General features: G+C 72.7%; 20 protein-coding genes. 12 read left to right on the top strand and 8 right to left on the bottom strand.

The window, feature by feature from the left end; translation table 11 throughout:
* Positions 1-215 precede the first annotated feature (215 nt).
* The 3 genes from ACWCP6_RS01140 to ACWCP6_RS01130 are packed head-to-tail and all read left to right on the top strand — an operon-like array spanning position 216 to position 3,791.
* Positions 216-1,460, top strand: a complete 1,245-nt coding sequence (locus tag ACWCP6_RS01140) for a hypothetical protein (RefSeq protein WP_450930206.1) — start codon at positions 216-218, stop codon at positions 1,458-1,460.
* Positions 1,457-3,037, top strand: a complete 1,581-nt coding sequence (locus ACWCP6_RS01135; protein ID WP_450930205.1) for a substrate-binding domain-containing protein — start codon at positions 1,457-1,459, stop codon at positions 3,035-3,037. Before ACWCP6_RS01140 ends, ACWCP6_RS01135 begins: the two co-directional genes overlap by 4 nt.
* A complete protein-coding gene (locus ACWCP6_RS01130; RefSeq protein ID WP_450930204.1) occupies positions 3,024-3,791 on the top strand; it encodes a hypothetical protein in 768 nt (255 codons plus the stop codon). Before ACWCP6_RS01135 ends, ACWCP6_RS01130 begins: the two co-directional genes overlap by 14 nt.
* An 84-nt stretch (positions 3,792-3,875) precedes the next feature.
* Here ACWCP6_RS01130 and ACWCP6_RS01125 read toward each other — a convergent pair whose 3' ends face one another.
* A complete protein-coding gene (locus ACWCP6_RS01125) occupies positions 3,876-4,169 on the bottom strand; it encodes a hypothetical protein (RefSeq protein WP_450930203.1) in 294 nt (97 codons plus the stop codon).
* Positions 4,170-4,304: 135 nt separating this feature from the next.
* On the opposite strand from ACWCP6_RS01125, the gene ACWCP6_RS01120 reads away from it, so the two are divergent.
* Positions 4,305-4,889, top strand: coding sequence for a hypothetical protein (locus tag ACWCP6_RS01120; protein WP_450930202.1), 585 nt, complete (start codon positions 4,305-4,307; stop codon positions 4,887-4,889).
* Positions 4,890-4,924: 35 nt separating this feature from the next.
* On the opposite strand, the gene ACWCP6_RS01115 is transcribed toward ACWCP6_RS01120, so the two are convergent.
* The 5 genes from ACWCP6_RS01115 to ACWCP6_RS01095 form a co-directional block, all read right to left on the bottom strand.
* Positions 4,925-5,938, bottom strand: a complete 1,014-nt coding sequence (locus ACWCP6_RS01115; protein WP_450930201.1) for an LLM class F420-dependent oxidoreductase — start codon at positions 5,936-5,938, stop codon at positions 4,925-4,927.
* Between the two features lie 129 nt (positions 5,939-6,067).
* Positions 6,068-6,913: a hypothetical protein gene (locus ACWCP6_RS01110; protein WP_450930200.1), complete on the bottom strand. Its 846-nt coding sequence runs from the start codon at positions 6,911-6,913 to the stop codon at positions 6,068-6,070.
* A gap of 212 nt (positions 6,914-7,125) precedes the next feature.
* Entirely contained in the window at positions 7,126-8,136 is a 1,011-nt protein-coding gene (locus ACWCP6_RS01105) for an N-acetylmuramoyl-L-alanine amidase (RefSeq protein WP_450930199.1), read from the bottom strand.
* A gap of 22 nt (positions 8,137-8,158) precedes the next feature.
* Positions 8,159-8,857 (bottom strand): class I SAM-dependent methyltransferase, encoded by a 699-nt coding sequence (locus ACWCP6_RS01100; RefSeq protein WP_450930198.1) that lies wholly within the window; start codon positions 8,855-8,857, stop codon positions 8,159-8,161.
* A gap of 92 nt (positions 8,858-8,949) precedes the next feature.
* Positions 8,950-10,920, bottom strand: a complete 1,971-nt coding sequence (locus ACWCP6_RS01095; protein WP_450930197.1) for an MFS transporter — start codon at positions 10,918-10,920, stop codon at positions 8,950-8,952.
* A 352-nt stretch (positions 10,921-11,272) separates the two neighbouring features.
* On the opposite strand from ACWCP6_RS01095, the gene ACWCP6_RS01090 reads away from it, so the two are divergent.
* The 8 genes from ACWCP6_RS01090 to ACWCP6_RS01055 all read left to right on the top strand — a co-directional run bounded on the left by ACWCP6_RS01090 (position 11,273) and on the right by ACWCP6_RS01055 (position 21,520).
* On the top strand, positions 11,273-13,609 hold the full coding sequence (locus ACWCP6_RS01090; RefSeq protein WP_450930196.1) for an acyl-CoA dehydrogenase: 2,337 nt from the start codon (positions 11,273-11,275) through the stop codon (positions 13,607-13,609).
* 71 nt (positions 13,610-13,680) lie between these two features.
* Positions 13,681-14,577, top strand: a complete 897-nt coding sequence (locus ACWCP6_RS01085) for a LysR substrate-binding domain-containing protein (RefSeq protein WP_450930195.1) — start codon at positions 13,681-13,683, stop codon at positions 14,575-14,577.
* Between the two features lie 184 nt (positions 14,578-14,761).
* Positions 14,762-16,072: a CaiB/BaiF CoA transferase family protein gene (locus ACWCP6_RS01080; RefSeq protein WP_450930194.1), complete on the top strand. Its 1,311-nt coding sequence runs from the start codon at positions 14,762-14,764 to the stop codon at positions 16,070-16,072.
* 2 nt (positions 16,073-16,074) lie between these two features.
* Positions 16,075-17,262 carry an acyl-CoA dehydrogenase family protein gene (locus ACWCP6_RS01075; RefSeq protein ID WP_450930193.1) on the top strand — a complete coding sequence of 396 codons (1,188 nt, stop codon included), beginning with the start codon at positions 16,075-16,077 and terminating at the stop codon, positions 17,260-17,262.
* Between the two features lie 78 nt (positions 17,263-17,340).
* A complete protein-coding gene (locus ACWCP6_RS01070) occupies positions 17,341-18,534 on the top strand; it encodes a lipid-transfer protein (protein ID WP_450930192.1) in 1,194 nt (397 codons plus the stop codon).
* Positions 18,535-18,699: 165 nt separating this feature from the next.
* A complete protein-coding gene (locus tag ACWCP6_RS01065) occupies positions 18,700-20,139 on the top strand; it encodes an MFS transporter (RefSeq protein WP_450930191.1) in 1,440 nt (479 codons plus the stop codon).
* 53 nt (positions 20,140-20,192) lie between these two features.
* On the top strand, positions 20,193-20,729 hold the full coding sequence (locus ACWCP6_RS01060) for a SigE family RNA polymerase sigma factor (protein ID WP_450930190.1): 537 nt from the start codon (positions 20,193-20,195) through the stop codon (positions 20,727-20,729).
* A 5-nt stretch (positions 20,730-20,734) separates the two neighbouring features.
* On the top strand, positions 20,735-21,520 hold the full coding sequence (locus tag ACWCP6_RS01055; RefSeq protein WP_450930189.1) for a hypothetical protein: 786 nt from the start codon (positions 20,735-20,737) through the stop codon (positions 21,518-21,520).
* Positions 21,521-21,671: 151 nt separating this feature from the next.
* Here ACWCP6_RS01055 and ACWCP6_RS01050 read toward each other — a convergent pair whose 3' ends face one another.
* Together ACWCP6_RS01050 and ACWCP6_RS01045 are read right to left on the bottom strand one after the other, a co-directional pair.
* The gene (locus tag ACWCP6_RS01050; protein ID WP_450930188.1) at positions 21,672-22,277 is read right to left on the bottom strand and encodes a response regulator; all 606 of its coding nucleotides are present in this window, start codon (positions 22,275-22,277) and stop codon (positions 21,672-21,674) included.
* A complete protein-coding gene (locus ACWCP6_RS01045) occupies positions 22,274-23,524 on the bottom strand; it encodes a sensor histidine kinase (protein WP_450930187.1) in 1,251 nt (416 codons plus the stop codon). Before ACWCP6_RS01045 ends, ACWCP6_RS01050 begins: the two co-directional genes overlap by 4 nt.
* Between the last annotated feature and the right edge of the window lie 25 nt (positions 23,525-23,549).

The raw sequence follows: 23,549 nt of genomic DNA, 5'->3' as shown, positions 1-23,549 counted from the left end.
GCGGACACCGCCTGCGCCTCCCCCGGCGGGGGTGTCGGCGAGGTAGCACGTGTCACGCCAACTCGCCTGGTGCGCGGGCGAGTTGGCCGACGACGCGGCGGCGGAAGTGCGTCGGTGGTTCGCGGCTCGTTCAGCTGGAGTCGGCCCTTCCGCACCCGGCTGTTCTCCCTCGTGCCCGACGATCCTCCCCTCGGGAGAGGCAGGAGGGGCGGCCGGTGTCCGACGCCAGACCATCAGCCATCGAAGAACCGCGTCTGACGACCCGCGCTCCCCGGCGCCGCGGCCACCCGCGCCACGTACTCCTCGCCCTGCCCCTCGCCCTGGTGGGCCTGGCCGCCCTCCTCTCCACGGGCAACGCGCTGCGGCCGTTCCAGCGGATCACGGTCGTCGAGGCCAAGATGGGCTCCAAATCCGACTACTTCAAGGATCCCGAGGTCCAGCGGCTGCTGCTGAAGCACGGCCTTCGGGTGAACATCCACCGGCTCGGCTCCCGCGGGATCGCCGTCCAGTCCCTCACGGGCATGGACGCGGTCTTCCCCTCCGGACAGCCCGCCGCGAAGCTGATCCTGGACCGGCAGAACCGCTCGGTGCGCACGGCCCGGCCCTTTGTCACTCCGCTGGCCCTGGGCACCTTCCGCGACTACGCCGACACCCTCGTGCGCGCGGGGGTGGCCGTTCCGCAGCGGGCCGGAAACGGTGGCGAGACGCTCTACTACGACCTCAGGATGAACGAGTTCCTCAAGCTCATCGAGGCGAGGCGGACCTGGAACCAGATCGGCTACGACCGGACCGGCCACAGCAACGGCGGGCGGGTCATGGTGCGCACGTCGAGCGTCTGCGAGTCCAACTCGGCCGGCACCTACCTCAGCATGCTCGCCTATGTGGATAACGGCTCCGAGGCGCCGGGGACCGAGGGCGGCACGTCGAAGGGGCCGACCGCCGCGGGTGATCCGGTGCTCGACCTCGCGGCGAAGATCAAGCCCCTCATCAATCTGCAGGGCATGGCGGCCGACGAACAGGCCGACAGCTACTTCTCCGGCGAGGGCGAGAGCATCGCACCCGTGTCGCTCATCTACGAGCACCAGTATCTGGCGCACCAGATCGAGTACCGGAAGAAGTACCACAAGCAGGACACACAGCGCGTGCTGCTCTATCCCACGCCCCAGGCACTCACCGAGCCGGAGCTCATCTCCCTCGACGACAGGGGCGACCTGCTCACCGACATCGTCGAGAGCGATCCCGAACTGCGCACGCGCGCCGTCGAGCTGGGGTTCCGGGTCCGGTTCTCCGGCGAGGACGGGACCAGCGAGCAGCTGAACGCCTATCTGCGCGAGCACGGCATCCAGACACCGACACCGAACCCCGACCGGACCAAGGTGGAAGCACCCGAGCTGCCCGCCCTGGAGAAGATCATCGACTACGTCGGCAACTGCCCGCCCGCCCGCAAGGAGACCCCGTGAGGCCACCCCGGCTGCGGGCCCTCACGGTCTGCCTGCTGCTCCTGGCCGCCCTCACGTCCTGCACGGACGGCGGCGGCGACGACATCACCCTGAGGGTGATCGCCAGCCCCGAACTCGCCGATCTGCAACCCCTCCTGGGCGAGCTGAAGGACGACACGGGCGTCGAGCTGAAGGTCGACTACACGGCGACACCCGACCTGCCCGCCCGGCCGGCCGCCTCCGGGCGCCCCGCCTACGACCTGGCCTGGCTCGCCTCGGACCGCTCCTTCCTGCTGCGGCTTCAGGAGGCGGGGAACCGGGCCCAGCGCCCCGAGTCGACCGCCGTCATGCGCTCGCCCGTCGTCGTGGGCCTCACACCGGGCGTCGCGGCCCGGCTGCGGGCCCGTGTGCCGGGCGGGCACCTGTCATGGGCGGACATCGCCGACGCGGCCGCCGACGGAACCGTACGGTTCGGCATGGCGGACCCGCGGCGCAGCGACACCGGACGCGCTGCGCTCGTCGGGGTCGCCACCGCCGCGGCGGGAACCGGCAGTGCGCTGCGCGAACGGGATGTGTCCTGCGACCGGTTGCGGGGCTTCCGCTCCGGCCAGACGCTCACCGCGGACAGTTCGCCCGAGCTGATCGACCGGTATGTGCAGCACCGGAAGGAGGCCGACGGGCTCATCGCCCACGAGTCCGAGCTGCTGTCCCTGAACGCGAGCGGCAGACTCCGCACACCGCTGGAGATCGTCTACCCCGAGGACGGCATGGTGCTGTCCGACTTCCCGCTGATGCTGCTCAACCCGGCACGCCACGACGCGTACCGCACCGTGGCGGACTGGCTGCTGCGCGACGACGTCCAGAGGAAGATCATGGAGCGCACCTGGCGGCGCCCCGTCAGCCCGGACGTCCCCCGGTCCGGTCCGCTCCGGGCCCCGATCGGCAACGCCCTGTCGTATCCCGACCGGCTCTCCATCGTCGAGAAACTGATCGACGACTACGGGGACCCGCGACGGCGGACCGCCGACCGGGTGGTGTTCCTGCTCGACTTCTCCGGGTCGATGCGCGGACGGCGGATCGCGGAGTTGCGGGCCGCGTTCTCGGATCTCAGCGGAGCCGATCCAACCTCCACCGGCAAGTTCGTCCGCTTCTACCGGGGAGAGCGGCTGACGGTGGTGCGGTTCGGCGGCCGGGTGCTCGCCGAGCGCACCCTGACCGTGCGCGACGACGGTGATCTGCGCGCCCTGAACACGTTCGTGGCCCGGGGCGGCTTCGACGGCTCCACCGCCGTGTGGTCGGCGCTCGACCACGGCTACCGCCTGGTGTCGGACGCCGTGCGCGCGGATCGCGGCCGGCCCGTGTCCATCGTGCTGATGACGGACGGCGAGAGCAACGCGGGCATCGGGTACGGCGAGTTCACCCGGCGCCGCCGCGCCCTCGGCCCCGCAGCCCGGTCCGTGCCCACCTTCACAGTCCATTTCGGGGAGGCCGATCCGGTCGCGCTGCGCCGCGCCGCGACCGACACGGGCGGCCGGACGGTCGACGCGAACGCCTCCTCGCTCTCCGACGCGTTCAAGGAGATCCGTGGGTGTCATTGACCGCACATGGTGGGGCCTGTGGTGGCCGTGGATGGCCGTATGGCTGCTGACGGCGGGCAGCGTGGGCGTTCTCGTCCGGTACGCCGCCGTGCGCTCGGGCCGGCGCCGGCGCACCGGCACCCGGCGCACCATCCCGGGTCTCTGCTTCTACCTGCACGCGCAGCGCGTGATGAACCTCTACAAGTCCGGTGGCTTCGTGGCCGCCGTGGAGCAGGAGGTCTCCGACCGGACGACCGTCAGCCGCGGCGGCGGGGTGACCGGCAGGAGCCCGGTCGCCGAGGGCCGGCTGGACGGGAGCGTGGTCAACGAGACGCTCACCACCTATCTGCGGGTGATCACACCCATCACCGTGATCCGGCTGCTCATGGACACGATGCGCAAGGAGGACGTCGTCGTGGAGGCCGATCTGACCACCGGTCGGCTCGTTCCCAACCGCAGTCTCGCCGACAGCATGCGCGAGGAGGGCACCGACCAGGTGGCGCTGTCCACCATCACATCGGAGTTCGTCTCGGTCACCGGCCGTTTCACTGCCCGCGCCACCAGCAGTGGGGATGTCGTGCTGACCGCCCCCTACGGGGAGGGGATGTCGGCCGCCCGGGTCAGGATCACCTGCCTCCAGGCCGGTATCGAGGAGGAGCTCCAGAACGAGGAGTACTACGAAGGGGAGTTCGAGGCCCGCTGTCTGGGCAAGGTGCGCACCTGGAACCCGGAGGCCGGAGAGCTGACCCTGGATGCCGTGGCCATCTTCCGCTAGGACACACTCTGGGCCCTGTCGTCAGACCCCCCCGTCGGCCGTCCCTGGGGCGGGTGGGGGTCTGACGACAGGGCCCAGCGGCCGTCAGTGACGATGGAGACGGTTGGCGACGGCATGCCCGATGAAGAGGTAGACCACCGCTGCGAGGCCGTAGCCCGCGACGACGCGCGCCCAGTTCTCGTCGAAGGTGAACAGGTCGTGCGACCACCCCGCCAGCCAGTTGGCCGCATTGTGTATGAACCTCACCAGGTCGTTGGCGCGGTTCGCCTCCAGCAGGTACATCAGGATCCACAGGCCCAGGATGAAGGCCATGACGTCCGCGACGACGGCGACTATGGTCCCCGCCTGATTCACACCACGTGCGTGTCTCGTAGCCATGCACGTCGGGTAACCGCTGGTAGCGCTTTGAAACCTGGGCGGTACCGAGGGACACCTCCCCCGAATGGCGCAACGACCGGTGCCGGGTGACCCTGCGAAGAGAGAGCCATGGTCTCTTCAGGAAGAGGTGTGCCCATGCTCCCCCCGACTTCCTTGCCCTCCCGCCCGCTGCGGCGGCTCCTGGTGGCCGTCCTGCTCTGCGGGGCGCTGCTCGGCGGTACCACGGCCTGCGGCGGCACGCGCGCCGACAACGGCAACGCCGCGCTGGCGGCCGCCACGACCAGCCCCACCGCCAGTCCGACCGCGGAGAAGCAGAAGTTCGCCAAGACCCGCTTCGTCGCCAACGCCGCGCTCGCCGCCGGGGCGACGTACCAGTGGATCGTGAAGCCCTACCGCGCGGGCAAGTTCAAGAAGGGCGCGCAGGGGCGCAGGTTCGCGCTGGTGAAGGCGGCCCTCGCCGGAGGCTTCGCCTACAACCGGCTGAAGGCCGCGATCCGCAACGCACAGGGCGACCCCACCCTCGCCAGGGCCGTCGCCCCGCTCTCCGCGGGCATCGACGCCCTCAAGGACCTGCCCTCCAAGCTCCGCAGGGGCGACGGCACGGACTCCGTGGTCGGCTCCTACAACGACATCATCAACAAGGTGAAGGACGCGGGCAGCAGTGCGGGAGCCCCGGTCAAGGATCAGGTGCCGTCGCTCTCCCAGCTGTCCTCCGGCTGACCCGTCCGTCGTCGTTCACCTGGAACACCCGCCGCCTACTGGCCGTTCAACTCGGCCAGCACCCGCAGGGTTTCCGGGTCCGGAGCGAGCAGCAGCAGGTCCGTGACGGGACCCTTGCGCCACAACTCCAGGCGTTCGGCGATCCGTTCGCGGGGCCCGACCAGCGAGATCTCGTCCGCGAAGGCGTCGGGAACGGCGAGCACGGCCTCCTCGCGGCGGCCCGCGAGGAACAGCTCCTGGATGCGCCGGGCCTCCTCCTCGTATCCCATGCGCGCCATCAGATCGGCGTGGAAGTTGCGGGCCGCGTGGCCCATGCCGCCGATGTAGAAGCCGAGCATCGCCTTCACCGGCAGCAGCCCTTCGGCCACGTCGTCGCACACCCGGGCCCGCGCCATCGGCGCGACGAGGAACCCGTCGGGCGCATCCACGAGCGAGGCCTCGTACACGCCGGTCCGCAGCGGCGACCAGTACAGCGGAAGCCAGCCGTCGGCGATACGCGTCGTCTGCGCAACGTTCTTGGGGCCCTCCGCGCCGAGGAGGACGGGGAGTTCGGCGCGGAGGGGATGCGTGATCGGCTTCAGCGGCTTGCCGAGCCCCGTCCCGTCCGGCCCCCGGTAGGGGTGGGAGTGGAAGCGGCCGTCCAGCTCGACGGGGGCCTCGCGCCGCAGCACCTGGCGGATCACGTCGACGTACTCCCGGGTCGCGGTGAGCGGCGACTTCGGGAACGGCCGCCCGTACCAGCCCTCCACGACCTGGGGCCCGGACAGCCCGAGCCCCAGCATCATGCGCCCGCCCGACAGATGGTCCAGGGTGAGCGCGTGCATCGCCGTCGTGGTGGGGGAGCGGGCCGCCATCTGCGCCACGGCGGTGCCCAGTTTGATCCGGGAGGTGTGCGCCGCGATCCAGGTCAGCGGCGTGAACGCGTCCGAGCCCCAGGACTCGGCGGTCCACACGGAGTCGTACCCGAGCCGCTCCGCGTCCCTGACCAGGTCGAGCAGGCGCGCGTCCGGCCCGCGCCCCCAGTAGCCGAGTGCGATGCCCAGCCGCATGCCGATCCCTCCAGCCCCGGGGATTTCTGACGTTCCGTCAGGTGACGGGTGCCGGTCGACTGTACGACAACGGCCCCCCGCCCGGAAGGGCGAGGGGCCGTCGTACGCGGTCGTTCGGCGCGGGGCGCGTCAGCCGCGCTGGATGCCCGTGGTGTCCTGGAGCACGCCGCGGCGGCCGTCCTGGGTCTGGGCGACCAGACCGGGACCGCGCTGCTCGACGGCCAGGTACCAGGTGCCCGGAGCCAGTTCGGCGATCGGCGTCGGCGAACCGTCCTCCGCGTACAGCGGACGCGGCACCGGCACGGCGAACCAGAACGGAGAGAAGTCGCCCGACGGGGCACCGCCGGACTGCGGCTGCGCGGGGGCCTGCGGCTGCGCCTGCTGTCCGCCGAAGGCCGGCTGCGGCTGCTGGGCCTGCTGCGGCTGGCCGCCGTACGGCTGCTGCTGCGCGCCCGGGTAACCGTAACCGCCCTGCGGCTGCATGCCGTAGGGCTGCGGGGCCTGCGGCTTCGGGGCGCCGACGAGGGCGACCTTCAGGGCCGGGACCAGCGGCGTCGCCACGGCGGCGGCGGCCAGGACCAGGGCGGCGATCAGGCCGAGGATGGCGCCGGCACCGGCGTCGGGGCCCGAGGAGGAACCGTCGCCGATGTTGTTCAGGCCGCCCGACGGGTCGAAGACGTTGCCGAGGGCGCTCCACGCGGCGAACACGGCCAGCGCGATGCCGAACTGGCCCAGGTCGAGCCCGGCGACCTTGGGCACCTGCGGCAGGCCGCGGGCGACGACGATGAGCGCGGCGGCGAAGATGCCCGCCAGGAACACACTCATCAGGAGCGGAGCGCTCGACCAGGCACTGGGCATGTCCTCACTGCCGAAGACCCCGCTGGCCGAGTAGATGCTGAGAAACGAGGCGATGAACAGCAACACCGCTGCTCCGATCACCACGCCGTCGCCTCGAGTGAGGGAGCGGATGTTCACTTCAGGTCCTTCGTCTGTCGTCTCGTCGTGGGTCGCTGGCGGGCGTCGCTGTCGCGGTTCTGTGCGGGCGGTGACCGGCACCCTGTCGCAGTGGTGTCGCGGGGTGCCGCAGTGCGTGCGCGCGTGCGAAAGCGCGGGGGTGGCCCCCCATCGTACGGGTGACACTATCGTCAGCACGGCACGGGTGTCTGCCGGGATCCGCAGGCCGGGACCTACCCGTGCAGGAAACTCACGATTCCCTCAGAGATCCCTTGCGCCGCCTTCTGCCGCCATGCGCCGCTCGTGAGGAGATCGGCGTCCTTGGGGTCGCGCATGTTGCCGCACTCGATGAACACCTTGGGAACGGTCGACAGGTTCAGGCCGCCGAGGTCCTTGCGCACATCGAGTCCGGTGCCGTTGCCGACGTAGTTGGAGGGCGCCATGCCGGTGGCCGAGACGAAGCGTCCGGCGATGCGCTCGCCCAGGTCGCGCGAGGGGCCGACGATCGGCGCGGTGTCGGCGGCGCCGCCCTTGACCAGGGCGGGCAGGATCACATGGAAGCCGCGGTTGCCGACCGCCGAGCCGTCGGCGTGCACGGAGACGACCGCGTCGGCGTGCGCGTTGTTGCCGATCCGGGCCCGCTCGTCGACGCACGGACCCCAGGGCCGGTCGCCGTCCTGCGTCAGCTTCACGGTCGCGCCCTGCTGTTCGAGGAGCGTACGCAGCCGGTGCGCGACGTCGAGGCTGAACTTGGCTTCGGTGTAACCCCCGTTGGTGGAGGTCCCCGTGGTGTCGCACTCCTTCTTGTTCGTCCCGATGTCGACGGGACGGTTGATCTCGGAGGTGTGCTGGAAGTTGCCGGGGTTGTGGCCGGGGTCGACGACGACGACCTTGCCCTTCAGGGGGCCGGAGGCCGCGGGCGCCGACGACGAGGCGGACCGCCCCGAGCCCGACTTGCCGTCGCCCTTGGCGCGGCCCTTGGAGTCCTTGGCGTCCTTGCCGCCCGACGACGGGGACCCGGCCGGAGCCCGGCTCGCGTCCGTGGTCGCCCCGTGCGCCTGCGGCGACCGTGCGGGTCCGCCGTCGCCCGGCGCGGCCACGGCCTGCCAGACCAGGTAGCCCCCGAGCGCGCCCGTCGCCAGCGCGGCGATCGCGACGGTCAGCGGGCGGCGCAGCGAGCGGCGCGGCGGCCTGGATTCGCCGTCGAAATCGTTGCTGTGGGGGTCCGGACCTACGTACGACACGGATGCGACTCTAACGTCGGGGTCAGCAAGTCGGGCCGGTTCGCCGCAGGACGCGCAGCGTGTCGGTCGCCGAGACCTCGGTGAAGCCGCCGGACTCCAGTGCCCGGAGGTAGACGCGGTACGGAGCCTGGCCCGTGAACTCGTCGACGGGGTCCGGGAATACGTCGTGGATCACCAGCAGTCCGCCCTCGGCGACGTGCGGGGCCCAGCCCTCGTAGTCGGCCCTGGCGTGTTCATCCGTGTGGCCGCCGTCCACGAAGACGAATCCGAGCGGGCTGCCCCACAACTTCGCCACCTGGGGCGAGCGTCCGACGACTGCGACGACGTGGTCCTCCAGACCGGCCTTGCGCAGCGTGCGCCGGAAGGCGGGCAGGGTGTCCATGACACCCACCTCGGGGTCCACGACCTCCGGGTCGTGGTACTCCCAGCCGGGCTGCTGCTCCTCGCTGCCGCGGTGGTGGTCCACCGTGACGGCCGTGACTCCGGCGGCGCGGGCCGCCGCGGCCAGCAGGATGGTGGAGCGGCCGCAGTACGTGCCGACCTCCAGCAGGGGCAGCCCGAGCCCGGCGGCCTCGACGGCCGCCGCGTACAGCGCGAGCCCCTCCCGTACCGGCATGAAGCCCTTCGCGGCCTCGAACGCGGCGAGGACCTGCGGATCGGGCGTCGCACGGAGCTCCGGCTCGGGCGCCGCGAGCTGTTCCGGCTGCGGTACCGCGGACATGGGCTTCCTCCTGGTCGTACGCACGGGTGCGCGCCCCATGCTGCCGTACGCCCGGGCCGTCGGGTGCGGCGGGGGCGTACGGCGTCCTCGGCTCAGCCGCGGGCGGTGCCGGGACCTGCCGGTGCGAGGGCCGGGAGGCGGAGGTCGAGCTCCACCGGGCGGCCGTCGCCCGGGTAGGTCCCGGAGGAGGCGAGCGGGGTGTGACCGGCGGCGGTGGCGGCCAGTACATAGGGTCCGGCGTCGGCCACGGCCAGTGTGTAGCGGCCGTCCGTGCCGGAGAGGGCGGCGCCGGCCTGGCGGCCCCGCCGGTCGATCAGCGTGACCTTGGCGCGGGCGACCGGGGAGCCGACGGCGTCCAGGACGCGACCGCGGAATCCGGCGACGTCGGCGGCGGGCGCGCAGGCGCCATCGCTCGCCCCGTCGGTCGCGGCCTGGGCAGCCGCCCCGTCGGTCGCCGGCTGGGCAGCCGAGCCGACCGTGTCCGCTTCGGCCGCCGTGCCGTCCGTGTCCGCCCCCGCGACCGTGCCGTCCGTGTCCGCCCCGGCTTCCGTGGTCTCGCCGGCCGCCCGCAGGTACGGCTTCGCGGCCCGCTGCTTCGACGGCAGGAACACCGCGAGCAGCACGCCCACGGCCACCGCGGCCGTCGCGATCAGGAAGGAGAGGCGGAAGCCGTGCAGGGTCGGCAGGGTCACGGGCCCGAAGGGACGCGCGGTGTTGGCGAGCACCATGCCGATGACCGCGCTCGACACCGAGGTGCCGATCGACCGCATCAGCGTGTTGAGGCCGTTGGCCGCGCCGGTCTCCGATGGGTCGACGGCGCCGATGATCAGGGCGGGCAGCGACGAGTACGCGAGGCCGATGCCCGCGCCGATGACGACCGACACGACGACGGTCTGCCAGGCCGCGCTCATCATGCCGATCCCCGCGCCGTAGCCGATCCCGATGATCAGCATGCCGATGATCAGGGTGACCTTGGGGCCGTACTTCGCCGACAGACGGGCGTACACCGGAGCCGTGAACATCATCGTCAGGCCCAGCGGGGCCACGCACAGGCCGGCGACGACCATGGACCGGCCGAGGCCGTACCCGGTCGCGGTGGGCAGCTGGAGCAGCTGCGGCAGGACCAGCGAGATCGCGTAGAAGGCGACACCGACCATGATCGAGGCCAGGTTGGTGAGCAGCACCTCGCGGCGTGCCGTCGTGCGCAGGTCCACCAGCGGTGCGGCCGTCCGCAGCTCGAGCACGCCCCAGGCGACCAGCACGACGACCGCCGCGCCGAACAGGCCCAGCGTGTTGCCCGAGCTCCAGCCCCAGTCGCTGCCCTTGGTGATCGGCAGCAGGAGCAGCACCAGGCCGGCGGAGAGGCCGAACGCGCCGAGTACGTCGAACCGACCCTCGGCGCGCATCGAGGACTCCGGTACGACCAGCAGCGTCAGCAGGATCGACAGGGCGCCGAGCCCGGCGGAGAGGAAGAACAGGGCGTGCCAGTCCATGTGCTGGGCGACCAGGGCGGCGACGGGCAGCGCGAGTCCGCCGCCGACGCCGATCGAGGAGCTCATCAGCGCCATCGCCGAGCCGAGCCGCTCACGGGGCAGCTCGTCGCGCATCAGGCCGATGCCGAGCGGGATCGCACCCATGGCGAACCCCTGGAGGGCCCGTCCGGCGATCATCACGAGCAGCTCACTGGTGAACCCGCACACCAGCGAGCCGACGACCATGATCGCGAGACTGGTCAGCAGCATCCGTCGCTTGCCGTACAGGTCGCCGAGGCGGCCCATGATCGGGGTGGCCACCGCACCCGAGAGGAGTGTCGCGGTCAGTACCCAGGTGGCGTTGCTCGGTGCGGCGCCGAGCAGGGTCGGCAGGTCCTTGACGACCGGCACGAGCAGCGTCTGCATGACCGCGACGACGATGCCCGCGAAGGCGAGCACCGGGACGAGGGCGGCGCCGCCGCGGGGCGCGCGCTCCGGGTCGTCGGGAAGGTCGGACAGATCGGGCACGGGAACGGCGGCGCTCGGCTGCGCCGCCGTTCCGGCGTGCTGGTCCGTCGTCGTCTGCTGCATGCGGTCGGCCTCCGGGCGCGGTCGGGGTCGGGGGTCCGGTCGACACCGGACGCAGTCCTGGCTTGCGGCATCGGGGTGCCTGTCGACATCGGATGGATGCCTGTAGAAACCAGGTGGGTGCCCTGGAAAACCTTTTACGGGTGGCCGGTATTCCGGCGGCCGCCGCGCGACCCCGATACTTGACCGATTCATTACGCGCGGCGGGGCGAGGCCCCGTGCGCCCTCGCCGGGTGCGGGCGGCGAGGCTCGTGCCTCCGTGCACCCCGTCCGCGACGGGGCCCGGCGCCGGCCCGGCCCCGCCCGGCCTCCCGCGCCTTCCCCCTTACTGGAACGTGTTCTACTCTGCGCGCCCATGGGCATCGGAATCACGCGGGAACAGCGGGAGTTGGCCGAGGCGGTGCGCGGATGGATCGCGCGTACGGTGCCGCCCGAGGAGGTGCGCAAGCTGCTCGACGCGCCGACCGGTCCGGTCGGCAGGCCGCCCCACTGGGACGGTCTCGCCGAGCAGGGTCTGCTCGCCGTGCACCTCCCCGAGATGTACGGCGGCGGGGGCGGCGACCTCGTCGATCTGGCCGTGGTGGTGGAGGAGGCGGCACGGGCCGTCCTCCCGGGCCCGTACCTGGCGAGCGCCCTGGCCTCCACCGTGCTGGCGCACGCCGGCACCGGCCGGGAATCCGACCCGGGCGTCGGCGGACTCGTACGGGCGCTCGCGTCCGGGGAACGGATCGGCGCGGTCGCCCTGGGCGCGGGCTCCCTCACCGCGGTGGCCGGACCGGACGGCTGTGTGCTCGACGGCACCGCGCCACCGGTGCTCTCCGGTGCGGAGGCGGACCTGCTGATCCTCACCGCCCGGACGGCCCATGGCCCCCTCCTGGCCGCCGTCGACGCGGCGGACCTCACGGTGCGGGCCCACGACAGCGCCGACCCGACCCGGCCCACCGCGGAGGTGACGGCCCACGGCGTCCGCGTCCCGGCGGACCGGGTGCTCGACGTGACCCCCGGCCTCGTCCGCGACCTCGCGGCCGTCCTCCACTCCGCCGACGCCTGCGGAACCGCCGCCCGGGCCCTGCACACCGCGACGGAGTACGCGAAGGTCCGCGAACAGTTCGGCCGGCCGATCGGCCGGTTCCAGGCGGTCAAGCACATGTGCGCGGAGATGCTGGTGAGCCTGGAACAGGCGCGGGCGCTGACCTGGGACGCGGCGCGGACCGCGCGGGCAGTGGCGGACCGGCCTTCCGTGCCGCGGGACGGGCGCCCGGGTCACGCGCCGCGGGACGGGGGACCGCTTGACGCGCCACGGGAGGGGCACCCGCCCGCCGCCCCGACGGACGCGGACCTGCCGCCCGCGCCGGAGGGCGCACGCGGCCTGGTCACCGCGCTCGCCGCCGGAACCGCGATCGAGACGGCCGTCACCTGCGCCAGGCAGTGCATCCAGATCCTCGGCGGGATCGGGTTCACCTGGGAGCACGACGCCCATCTGTATCTGCGCAGGGCACTCGTGGCGCGGCAGCTGCTCGGCCCGGCCGACGGCCACCTCCAGCGGGCCGTGGGCCACGCCGCGTCCGGGGCGCGCCGGGAACTGCGCATGGACGTGCCGGAGGAGGAGGCGGCCCCGTACCGCCGGGCCGCCCGCGAGGTGATCGAGGCCGCCCGTGGCCTCGCCCCCGACGCGGCCCGCCGGGAGCTCGCCGCCACCGGTTACGCGGCCCCGCACCTGCCCCGCCCGCACGGCCTCGGTGCGGGCCCCGTCCAGCAGCTCGTCGTGCAGCAGGAGCTGAGGGCCGCCGGGGTGCGGCTCAGCGACCTCGGCATCGCCACCTGGGTCGTACCGTCCCTGATCGCCTACGGGACACAGGCCCAGCGGGACCGCTATCTGCTCCCCACCCTCCGTGGCGACCTGCTGTGGTGCCAGCTGTTCTCCGAACCCGGAGCCGGCTCCGACCTGGCGTCGCTGCGCACCCGCGCCGAACGGCTCCCCGACGGGCGCTGGCGCATCAACGGCCAGAAGGTGTGGACGTCGGCGGCCCAGTGGGCGGACCACGGCATCCTGCTCGCCCGTACCGACCCGGACGCGCCCAAGCACCGGGGCCTCACCTACTTCGTCGTCGACATGAAGGACCGGAACGGAGCGCCGCCGCCCGGCCTCGACATCCGCCCCCTGAAGGAGATCACCGGCGAATCGCTCTTCAACGAGGTCTACTTCGACGACCTGGTGCTCCCCGCCGACGCGGTCGTGGGCGCCGTCGACGACGGCTGGCGGGTCGCCCGCAACACGCTCGGCGACGAACGCGTCCACATGGCCGACCAGCTGACCTTCGACACGGGTCTCGAATCCCTCATCGCGCGCGCCCAGGACCTCGACGGCACCCGGCGCGCCAGGATCGGGGCGCTGGCGGCCGAGGCCCACGCGCTCGGGTGCATCGCCCTGCGCACGACGACACAGCAGGTCTCGGGCCTGGAGCCGGGCGCGGGAGCCGCCGTGCGCAAACTCCTTCAGACCGCCCACCAGCAGAAGGTCGCGGACCTTGCGCTGGAGCTCCTCGGTCCGGCGGGAGCCGTCCGCGAGGGAGCGGGCGAGCGCGCCCTGCACGGCTTCCTGCTCTCGCGCTGCCTGACCATCGCGGGCGGTACGACCCAGGTCCAGCTGAACGTCGTGGCGGAACGCGTCCTGGGTCTGCCGCGGGACTGAGGCGGGACCGACGCCCCGGTGGGCGGGACGGGCCCGGCCCGCGGCCCGTCGCCGTGGCATTGTCAGGACCCGTGGAACTGCGTCATCTCTCAGGTTTCGTGGCCGTCGCCGAGGAACTGCACTTCGGACGGGCCGCCGAGCGGCTGCACATGGCCCAGTCGCCGCTCAGCCAGCAGATCAAGCTGCTGGAGCGCGACCTCGGGGTCAGGCTCTTCGACCGTACGACCCGCTCCGTACGGCTCACCGCAGCCGGGCGGGCCCTCCTGGAGCCCGCGCGTCACCTGCTCGCCGAGGCCTCCGCGGTCCGTCGCAGCGTGCAGGCGGCCCACCTCGGCGAGGTCGGCCGGGTCACGGTCGGCTTCGGCGGCGCGAGCGGATACTCCGCGCTGCCCGTGCTGACCCGCGCGGTCACCTCGGAGCTGCCCGGTATCGAACTCGTCCTGGAGGGGCAGATCTTCACGGGCGAGGCGCTGGCCCGGATCATGGACGGCTCCCTCGACCTGGGCGTCGCGGCGCTGCCGGTGCGGCGCGGCATCCAGGCCCGTGTCGTCCGCCGGGAACACCTCACCGTCGCCCTCCCCGACAGCCATCCCCTCGCCGACCGGGCCGAGGTGCACATCGCCGACCTGGCGCACGAGCGGATCGTCGGCTTCCCCGTGCAGCGCGGGTCCGCGGTGCGCGAGGCCATGGTGCAGGCCTGCCACGACGCCGGGTTCGCGCCCCGCATCGTCCAGGAGGCCCCCGACTCGTACAACCTGCTCGCCCTGGTCGGTGCCGGCGTCGGCGTGGCCGTCGTCGTCGAGTCGGCCCGCAGCATCCACCTGGAGCACGTGGTCTTCCGTCCCCTCACCGGCGACGACGTCCCGGTCCTTCCGATCGCGCTGGCCTGGCGCGCCGGCAACCGCTCCGCCGCGCTGGCGGCGGTGCTGCGGGTGGCGGAGGAGGTCCTGCCGACCCCGGCCGACTGACGGGACCAGGAGCGATCCTGTCTCACTGACCCCGGTAATCAGTCTTGGACGGCACCCAATCGGGTGGGGCAGAGTGGGCGGTGCCGCGCACCGCCGCGCGGACCGGGAAGCCCTACCGGATCGACGAGCCCTCCCCGAGCCCTCGACGCCGTTCGAGCGGGGAGACCCCAACCGAGGACCGCCTGTGCCCGTTCCCGCCGAACCGCCCGCACCGCCGGGGCCCGCACCGCTCGCCGGCATCCGCGTCGTCGACCTCTCCAAGATCCTCGCCGGGCCGTACGTGACGATGTCGCTCGCCGACCTGGGCGCCGATGTGATCAAGGTCGAGCACCCCGAGGGGGGAGACCCGACGCGCCGCTGGGGCCCGCCCTTCAACGGGCCCGACGCGACGTACTACCTGGCCGCCAACCGCAACAAGCGCTCCGTGACGCTCGACCTCAAGTCGCCCGAGGGCCGGGAGGCCGTGCACCGGATGCTGGCCGGCGCCGATGTGCTCGTGGAGAACTTCCGGCCCGGCAGCTCCCTCGCCCGCGCCTTCGACCACCGCGAGATCAGCGAGCGGTACCCGCGGCTCGTGGTGCTGCACATCTCCGCCTTCGGGGAGACCGGGCCGCTGCGCGACGAGCCCGGGTACGACATGGTGGCGCAGGCCTCGGCCGGGCTGATGTCGCTGACCGGCGAGCCCGACGGGCCGCCGGTGAAGGCCGGGTACGCCATGGGCGACCTCGGCGCCGCCCTGTTCGGCCTCGTGGGGGTCACCGCCGCGCTCGTGGAACGGGAACGGACCGGGCGCGGGCAGTACGTCACGACCTCGCTGTACGAGTCCCAGCTCGCCCTCCACATCAACTGGGCCACCGGCTGGTTCGCCACCGGTGAGCGGCCGTCCCGGCTCGGCTCCGGGCACCCCAGCCTCGTGCCCTACCAGGCCTACCCGGCGGCGGACGGGCACTTCGTCATCGCCGTCGGCAACGACGCCCTGTTCCGGAGACTGTGCGCGGCACTCGGCCACGCCGACTGGGCCGACGACCCGCGGTTCGCCACCAACAGCGCCCGCGTGCACCACCGCACCGCCCTGAACGCGGCCCTGGAGGGCGTCCTCGCCGCCGGCAGCGTCGCCCACTGGTGCGCCCTGCTGAAGGCGGCCGGCGTGCCCGCCACCCCCATCCGTACCCTCGACGAGGTGTACGGCTGCGAGCAGACCGCCGCGCTCGGCATGGTCCAGAAGGTCGACCACCCGGAGGCCGGCCCGCTGGAGCAGGTCGCCTTCCCGGTGAACTTCCGAGGCGAGCGGCCGCCCGTGCGCACCGCGCCGCCCGTGCTCGGGCAGCACAGCCGTGACGTACTCGCCGAACTCGGGTACGCCGACACCGAGATCGACCGTCTGCTGAACCGGCACCCCGAAGACCGGGCAGACGGCGCAGGCGTCGCAGCGGACGCCGGCGACCTCGGCGACCCCGACGACCACGAAGACCCCGACGACCCGCAAGGAGCCTGACCATGGCCAAGCCGTCCTCACTCGACCCCGTCGACCCCCTGGGTCTGGAGCAGCTGCTCACCGACGAGGAGCGAGCGGTGCGCGACACCGTCCGGCAGTACCTGGACGAGCGGGTGCAGCCGCACATCGCCGACTGGTTCGAACGCGGCGAGATGCCCACCCTGCGCGAACTCTCCCGGGACTTCGGCAAGATGGGTCTGCTCGGCATGCACCTGGAGGGCTACGGCTGCGCGGGGATGTCGGCACGGGCCTACGGCGTCGCCTGCCGCGAGCTGGAGGCCTGCGACTCGGGTCTGCGGTCCTTCGTGTCCGTCCAGGGCTCCCTGGCCATGTTCGCGATCCACCACTTCGGCACCGAGGAGCAGAAGAACGAGTGGCTGCCGCGCATGGCGGCGGGCGAGGCCATCGGCTGCTTCGGCCTGACCGAGCCCGACCACGGCTCGGACCCCGCCTCGATGCGCACCCGAGCCCGCCGTGTCGGTGGGGGAGACTGGGTACTCGACGGACGCAAGATGTGGATCACCAACGGGTCGGTGGCCGATGTGGCCGTCGTCTGGGCAGGCACCGAGGACGGCGTCCGCGGCTTCGTCGTGCCCACGAACACGCCCGGCCTCTCGGCGCCCGAGATCAAGCACAAGATGTCGCTGCGGGCCAGTGTGACCAGCGAACTCGTGCTGGACGGCGTGCGGCTGCCCGCGAGCGCGCTGCTGCCCGGAGCCCGCGGCGTATCCGGGCCGCTGACCTGTCTGAACGAGGCGCGGTACGGCATCGTGTGGGGCGTGACGGGCGCGGCCCGTTCGGCCTGGCAGGCCGCCGCGGACTACGCCGCCCAGCGCGAGCAGTTCGGCAGGCCGATCGCCGCCTTCCAGCTCACGCAGGCGAAGCTCGTCGACATGGCCCTGGAGCTTCACAAGGCCACGCTGACCGCGCTGCACCTGGCCGCGCTCAAGGACGGCCCGGACGGCGTCCACCCGGCGCAGATCAGCTTCGGCAAGCTGAACAACGTGCGCGAGGCCATCGAGATCTGCCGCACCGCCCGCACGATCCTCGGCGCCAACGGCATCTCGCTGGAGTACCCGGTGATCCGGCACATGAACAACCTGGAGTCCGTCCTCACCTACGAGGGCACCTCCGAGATGCACACGCTGGCCCTCGGCCAGGCGCTCACCGGGCACGCGGCCTTCCGCTGACCCCGTCCTCTTCCTCCCTGCGGCGCCTCCTGTCACTATCTGACGCATCGTCAGATAGCGGCAGGAGGCCGGGAGACCATGAAGGCGTACATCGTCGGCGTCGGGATGACGAAGTTCGAGAAGCCCGAGACCCGCGACTGGCAGTACTGGGACATGGTGCGGGAGGCGGGCGGCAGGGCGCTCGCCGATGCCGGGGTCGCATACGAGGACGTGGAGCAGGTGCCCGTCGGCTACTGCTTCCAGGCCTCGACCGCGGGCCAGCGCGCGGTCTACGAACTGGGCCTGACCGGTGTCCCCGTCTACAACGTCAACAACAACTGCGCCACCGGCTCGACCGCCCTGATGCTGGCCCGGCAGTTCGTCGAGGGCGGCGGGAGCGACTGCGTCCTCGCCGTGGGCTTCGAGAAGATGGCACGGGGAGCGCTCGGCGGCGGGGCCGGCGGCGGCGACTTCAGCACGTCGCCCGTGGCCCGGCACTACGGCGTCATGGCCGCCCGGCACGGCTTCGAGGCGTCCCCGCCCACGGCGCAGATCTTCGGCGACGCGGCCCGCGAGCACATGGAGCGGTACGGCACGACCGCGGCCCAGCTCGCGGCGGTCGGTGCCAAGAACCACCGGCACTCGGTGCACAACCCCGACGCCCAGTTCCAGGACCCGTACACGGTCGACGAGATCCTCGCGGCGAAGACCGTCCACCGGCCGCTCACCAAGCTCCAGTGCTCACCGACATCGGACGGCGCCGCCGCTGCCGTGGTCGTCTCGGAGCGGTTCGTGGCCGAGCGGGGCCTGGCGGCGAAGGCCGTGGAGATCGCCGCGCAGGCGATGACGACCGACACCGAGGAGTCGTTCACCTCCGGCTCCTGCATCGACGTCGTGGGGCAGCCGATGTCACGCGAGGCGGCCCGCCGGGTGTACGAGGCGTCCGGGCTCGGCATCGAGGACGTCGACGTCGTCGAGCTCCACGACTGCTTCTCCATCAACGAACTGCTGACCTACGAGGCGCTCGGCATGTGTGCGCCGGGCGAGTCGGGCAAGCTCGTCGAGTCCGGCGCGACGACCTACGGCGGCCGCTGGGTGGTGAACCCGTCCGGGGGTCTCATCTCCAAGGGGCACCCTCTCGGCGCCACCGGTATCGCCCAGGCCGCCGAACTGACCTGGCAGCTGCGCGGCGAGGCCGGGGCCCGTCAGGTCGAGGGCGCGCGGACCGGACTCGCGCACAACATCGGGCTCGGCGGCGCGGCGGTGGTGACGCTGCTGCGCAGGGCGGCGTGATCCCGGCCACGATGCGCCGGATGAGGTGACGCCCGGCCGCGGTGCTCCTGACCGCGGTGCGCCGGCACGGCCGGGTGCGGCGGGATCGCCGGTGGCCGGAACGTGTGCACGGCGCAGGCACGGCAGGCGAAATACCGATGCAGAGGGCACCGAACGGTTGAGAGTATGACGGCCATGCTGCAGAGCCCGTCGCACGTCCGCGCCGTCCGCCGCACCGCCGCACCCACCTGGCTCGTGGTGGCCGCCGCCTGCGCCGGACAGTTCCTCGTCGTCCTCGACGTGTCCGTCGTCAATGTGGCGCTGCCGTCCATGCGGACCGACCTGGGCCTGAGCGCGACCGGTCTGCAATGGGTCGTCAACGCGTACTCGATCGCCTTCGCCGGATTCATGCTGCTGGGCGGCCGTGCGGGCGACCTGTACGGGCGCAAGCGCATGTTCCTCATAGGACTCGGCCTGTTCACGCTCGCCTCGCTCACCGGCGGGCTCGCCCAGGAGGGCTGGCAGCTCCTCGCCGCACGCGCCGCACAGGGCCTGGGCGCCGCGGTGCTCGCCCCGTCGACCCTGACCATCCTCACCTCGGCGGTGCCGGAAGGGGCGGCCCGCGCGCGGGCCATCGCCACCTGGACCGCGGTCGGCGCGGGGGGCGGCGCCGCGGGTGGACTGGTCGGCGGCGCCCTGACCGACGGCCTGTCCTGGCGCTGGGTACTCCTGATCAACGTTCCGGTGGGCGCCCTCGTCCTGGCCGGTGCCGCCAGCTGGGTCCCCGAGAGCCGGGCCGGCGGGGGACGCCGGCTCGACCTGCCGGGCGCGGTGCTCGTCACGGCAGGCGCCGCGACCCTCGCCTACGGCATCGTGCAGACCGAGGCCGAGGGCTGGACCGCGGCTGCGACCCTGCTGCCACTGGCCGCGGGAGCGCTTCTGCTGCTGGCGTTCCTCGCCGTGGAGGCGCGTACCGGGGCGCCGCTGATGCCGCTGAAGCTGTTCCGTCTGCGGTCGGTCGCGGCGGCCAACGCGGCGATGTTCGTGTGCGGCGGCGGCATGTTCTCGATGTGGTTCTTCATGACGCTGTACGCGCAGAACGTGCTCGGCTACACCCCGCTCGAAGCCGGTCTCGCCCTCATCCCCAGCTCCCTCGCGGTCGTCGTCGGCTCCAAGCTCGCCCCGCGCCTGATGCGGCCGCTCGGCGCGCGGAACGTCGCCACGGGCGGCACCCTGGTCGCCGCCGTCGGCTTCGCCTGGCAGTCCACGATGGACGCCCACGGCCCGTACGTCACGGGGATCATGCTGCCGGGCATCCTCATGATGCTCGGCGCCGGACTCGCCGCGACGCCGCTCGCCTCGCTCGCCACCTCGGGGGCCGCGCCCGGCGACGCGGGTCTCGTCTCCGGCCTCGTCAACACCTCCCGCACCCTCGGAGGCGCCCTCGGCCTCGCGGTCCTGTCCACCGCGGCCGCGGCCCGCAGTCACGGCGGAACGGACCCGCTGTCCCTGACCGCCGGATACGCGACGGCGTTCCGGTGGGGGGCGGGGATCCTGCTCGGCGGTGTGCTGCTGATGGCGGTGTGGCTGCCGCGCGCCGCACGGCCCGCACGGACGGGTGCCTGACGGGAGGCAACGGTTCGCGGCCCTCGTGGACTCCTCAATGCAGGGAGGTATTCATGGGGGAGCAAAAGCAGGACCTGGACGACGAGTTCCGGGCGTTCGTCGTGAGCCGCTGGTCCCAGCTGTTGCGCACGGCGTTTCTGCTCACGGGGGAACAGCACGCCGCGGAGGACCTGGTGCAGTCCTCGCTGGAGCGCGTGTACGTGTCCTGGCGGAAGGTCAGCGCCGCCGGTGATCCGGACGCCTATGTGCGACGCATCGTGATCAACGCCCATGCGCGCAGACACCGCAGAAAACTCAAGGAGTTCCTGTGGGCCCAGGACGCGCCGCCGATGCCCGAGGGGCCGGAGCGGGGCGACCGCATCGCGCAGGCCGACGACCGGGCCGCGCTGCTGCGCGCACTGGCCCAACTTCCGGCGCGCCAGCGGGAAGCGGTGGTGCTGCGCTACTGGGAGGACCTGAGCGAGAGGCAGACCGCCGAGGCCATGGGGTGCTCGGTGGGCGCCGTGAAGAGCAGCGCGGCGAAGGGGATCGCGAAGCTGCGTGCCATACCCGCGCTGACCGGGATGGTCGCGAGCCGAGGGGAGAAGTGAGGCGGATGACCGGGGAACAGGACATGGCACACCACGACATCGCCGTCCGGCTCGCGGAGGCGGCCGACGAGGTCGAGGTGGGCATAGCCCCCTATCAGGCGGTGCTGCGCGGCGGACGGCGGCGCAGGGCGCGTCGCTGGGCGCTGGGAGCGGTCGGGGCCGTACTGATCACGGGCGCCGCGGGATCGCTGGCGCTGACCGCGGCGGACGGCCACCAGCGGTCCCAGGTCACCACGGACCGGCGGTCGGTCCAGGAGCGGCATGTGTACATCCCGCAGCGCACGACGATCACCGAGGTCTACGACGAGGAAACGGGGACGAATGCGGAAGTGTCCGTCGAGGTCTGGGGCGCGCCCCAGGACGCGGCCGAGGCGCGCGAGCAGCAGAGGCGGATGACCGGGTACGGCGTGTGGGACGAGCGCAGCGGAGAGCCCGAACCGGCCCGTGGCAGAAGCTGGTTCGCCGTGGTCGCCATCGCCGCCGACGGCCGCATGGGCGTGCCGGTCTGGGGCTTCCAGGACAAGACGGGCGCCGCCGACGGCCTGGGCTTCGAGGGGTACGGGATCAAGGTCGGGGGGACCGATCTGACCGTGGGGCACGTGGGGCCGCGGGTGAAGCGCGTCGTCTTCGAGTACCAGGACGGCACGCGCGAGCCCGAGTTGGCCAAGGTGGCCGGCGCCGATGAGCGCTGGTTCGCGGAGGACGACAATCGGAAGGGCTTCACCGGGAAGTTGCGGCGCATCCGCGTCTACGACGCCGAGGAGAAGGGAGTCACGGTCCGGGCCCACTGAGCCGATGGCGAGCGCCCGGGCGGCTCACGGCCGCCTGCGCGGCGTCGCGGGCTCGCGCGACGAGACCCGGTGCTACCGGCCCCTCGCCCTCATGGTCTCCCTGCGCCCCGTCGCGGCCGTCCGCTGCGGCTCACGGCCACCCCGCCTCCCGTCACAGCCACCCGCGCTGCCGGGCTTCCCGTACCGCCTCCATGCGGTTGCGGGTGCCGGTCTTGCCGATCGCGGAGGAGAGGTAGTTGCGGACCGTCGACTCGGAGAGATGGAGCCTGCCGGCGATGTCGGCGACCGTGGCGCCGTCCACCGCCGCCTTGAGCACATCGCACTCGCGGGGCGTCAGCGGGCTCGGGCCGGCGCTGAGGGCCGCGGCCGCGAGGGCCGGGTCGATCACCGTCTCCCCGGAGAGGACCCGGCGGATCGCGGCCGCCAGGTCCTCCACGGGACCGTCCTTGACGAGGAACCCGCCCGCCCCGGCCTCCATGGCGCGGCGCAGATACCCGGGCCGGCCGAAGGTGGTGAGGATCAGCACCCGGCAGCCGGGATACTCGTCGCGCAGTTCCGCCGCCGCGTCGAGGCCGCTGCGGCCCGGGAGTTCGATGTCGAGGAGCGCGACGTCCGGCCGTGTGTCCAGCGCGGTGGGCACGATCGCGTCCCCCGTCGCGACCTGCGCCACGACCTCGATGTCCTCCTCCAGACCGAGCAGCAGGGCGAGGGCACCACGCATCATGCCCTGGTCCTCGGCGAGCAGGACTCTGATCATGCGGTTCGCTCCGTCTCCAGTACGTCGGCCGTCTCCATGGGGAGTTCGGCGGTCACCAGGAACCCGCCGCGGGGCGACGGGCCCGCCTCCAGGGAGCCGCCGGCCGCCGCGAGGCGTTCGGCGAGTCCCTTGAGACCGGTACCGCCGACACCGTGGACGGACGGAACGGAGGATACGCCGCGGCCGTTGTCCGAGACTGTGAGCCGGACGCGCTCCGCGCCGCCGGTGACGGTGATCTCGCAGCGGTCCGCGCTGCCGCCGTGCCGCACCGCGTTGGTGACCGCCTCCCGGACCACCCAGCCGAGCAGCGCCTCCGTCCGGGAGGAGAGCGGGGGCCCCGACTGGCGGACCACGGGCTCCATAAGGGCGGCGGTGAGGGCGGAGCGGGCCCGGTCCAGCTCGGTCGCGAGGCTGCCCTCGCGGTAGCCGGTGACCGCCTCCCGTATCTCGGTGAGGGCCTGGCGGCCCACGGACTCGATGTCGCCGATCTGGCCGAGGGCCGCGGCCAGGTCGCGGTCGGCGAGCCGGCGCGCGGCCTCCGACTTCACCACGATGACCGACAGGGTGTGGCCGAGCAGATCGTGCAGGTCCCGCGAGAAGCGCAGCCGCTCCTCCGCGACGGCGCGGCGCGCCAGCTCCTCACGGGCGGCGCGCAGTTCGCGCACCGCCTCGGACAGGCTGAGGATCGAGGCGGTCACCATCCCGGAGATGAAGGTCCCGTAAGCCACCCCGATGGAGTCCCAGCCGTCGCGCCACCCCGAGATCACCCCGGCGACGACGCTCAGGGCGCTGATCGCGATGCCGAGCTCCCGCTTGCCGCGCAGCACCGCTCCCACGGCGAGGGCCAGCAGCGGGAAGAACGCCACCCAGCTGTCGCCGTAGCCGCCGGCGAGACCGCAGGTGATCACGAACATGACGACGAGCACCCACCGGGTGGACGGCGCCTCGCGCTTCGCCCGGTCGAAGCAGCGGAAGGTGATCGTGATGTACAGCGAGTTGAAGGCGAGCAGGCCGAGGGCGCCGACCCAGGGGTTCGGGGTCTTGCCCTGGACGATGTTGGCAACGGCGCCCATGCCCATGAGGAGCCACGGCAGCATGGCGTAGCCGTTCGGCGGGCCCAGCTCCTGAGGCAGTTCCCCGGACTTGCGGCACGCCTGCCTTTCCGCTTTCTGCCTCTTCCAGTCGGCCTTCCACGCGGCCCGTGCCGCGGCGTGCTGCCTGATGGTGGTCGTGATCTTCCCGGACATCGTCGTGGTCTCCCCCTGTGCCGTG

This window comes from Streptomyces sp. NPDC002004, assembly GCF_053593975.1.
This window is presented reverse-complemented; position numbering and strand designations above follow the sequence as displayed.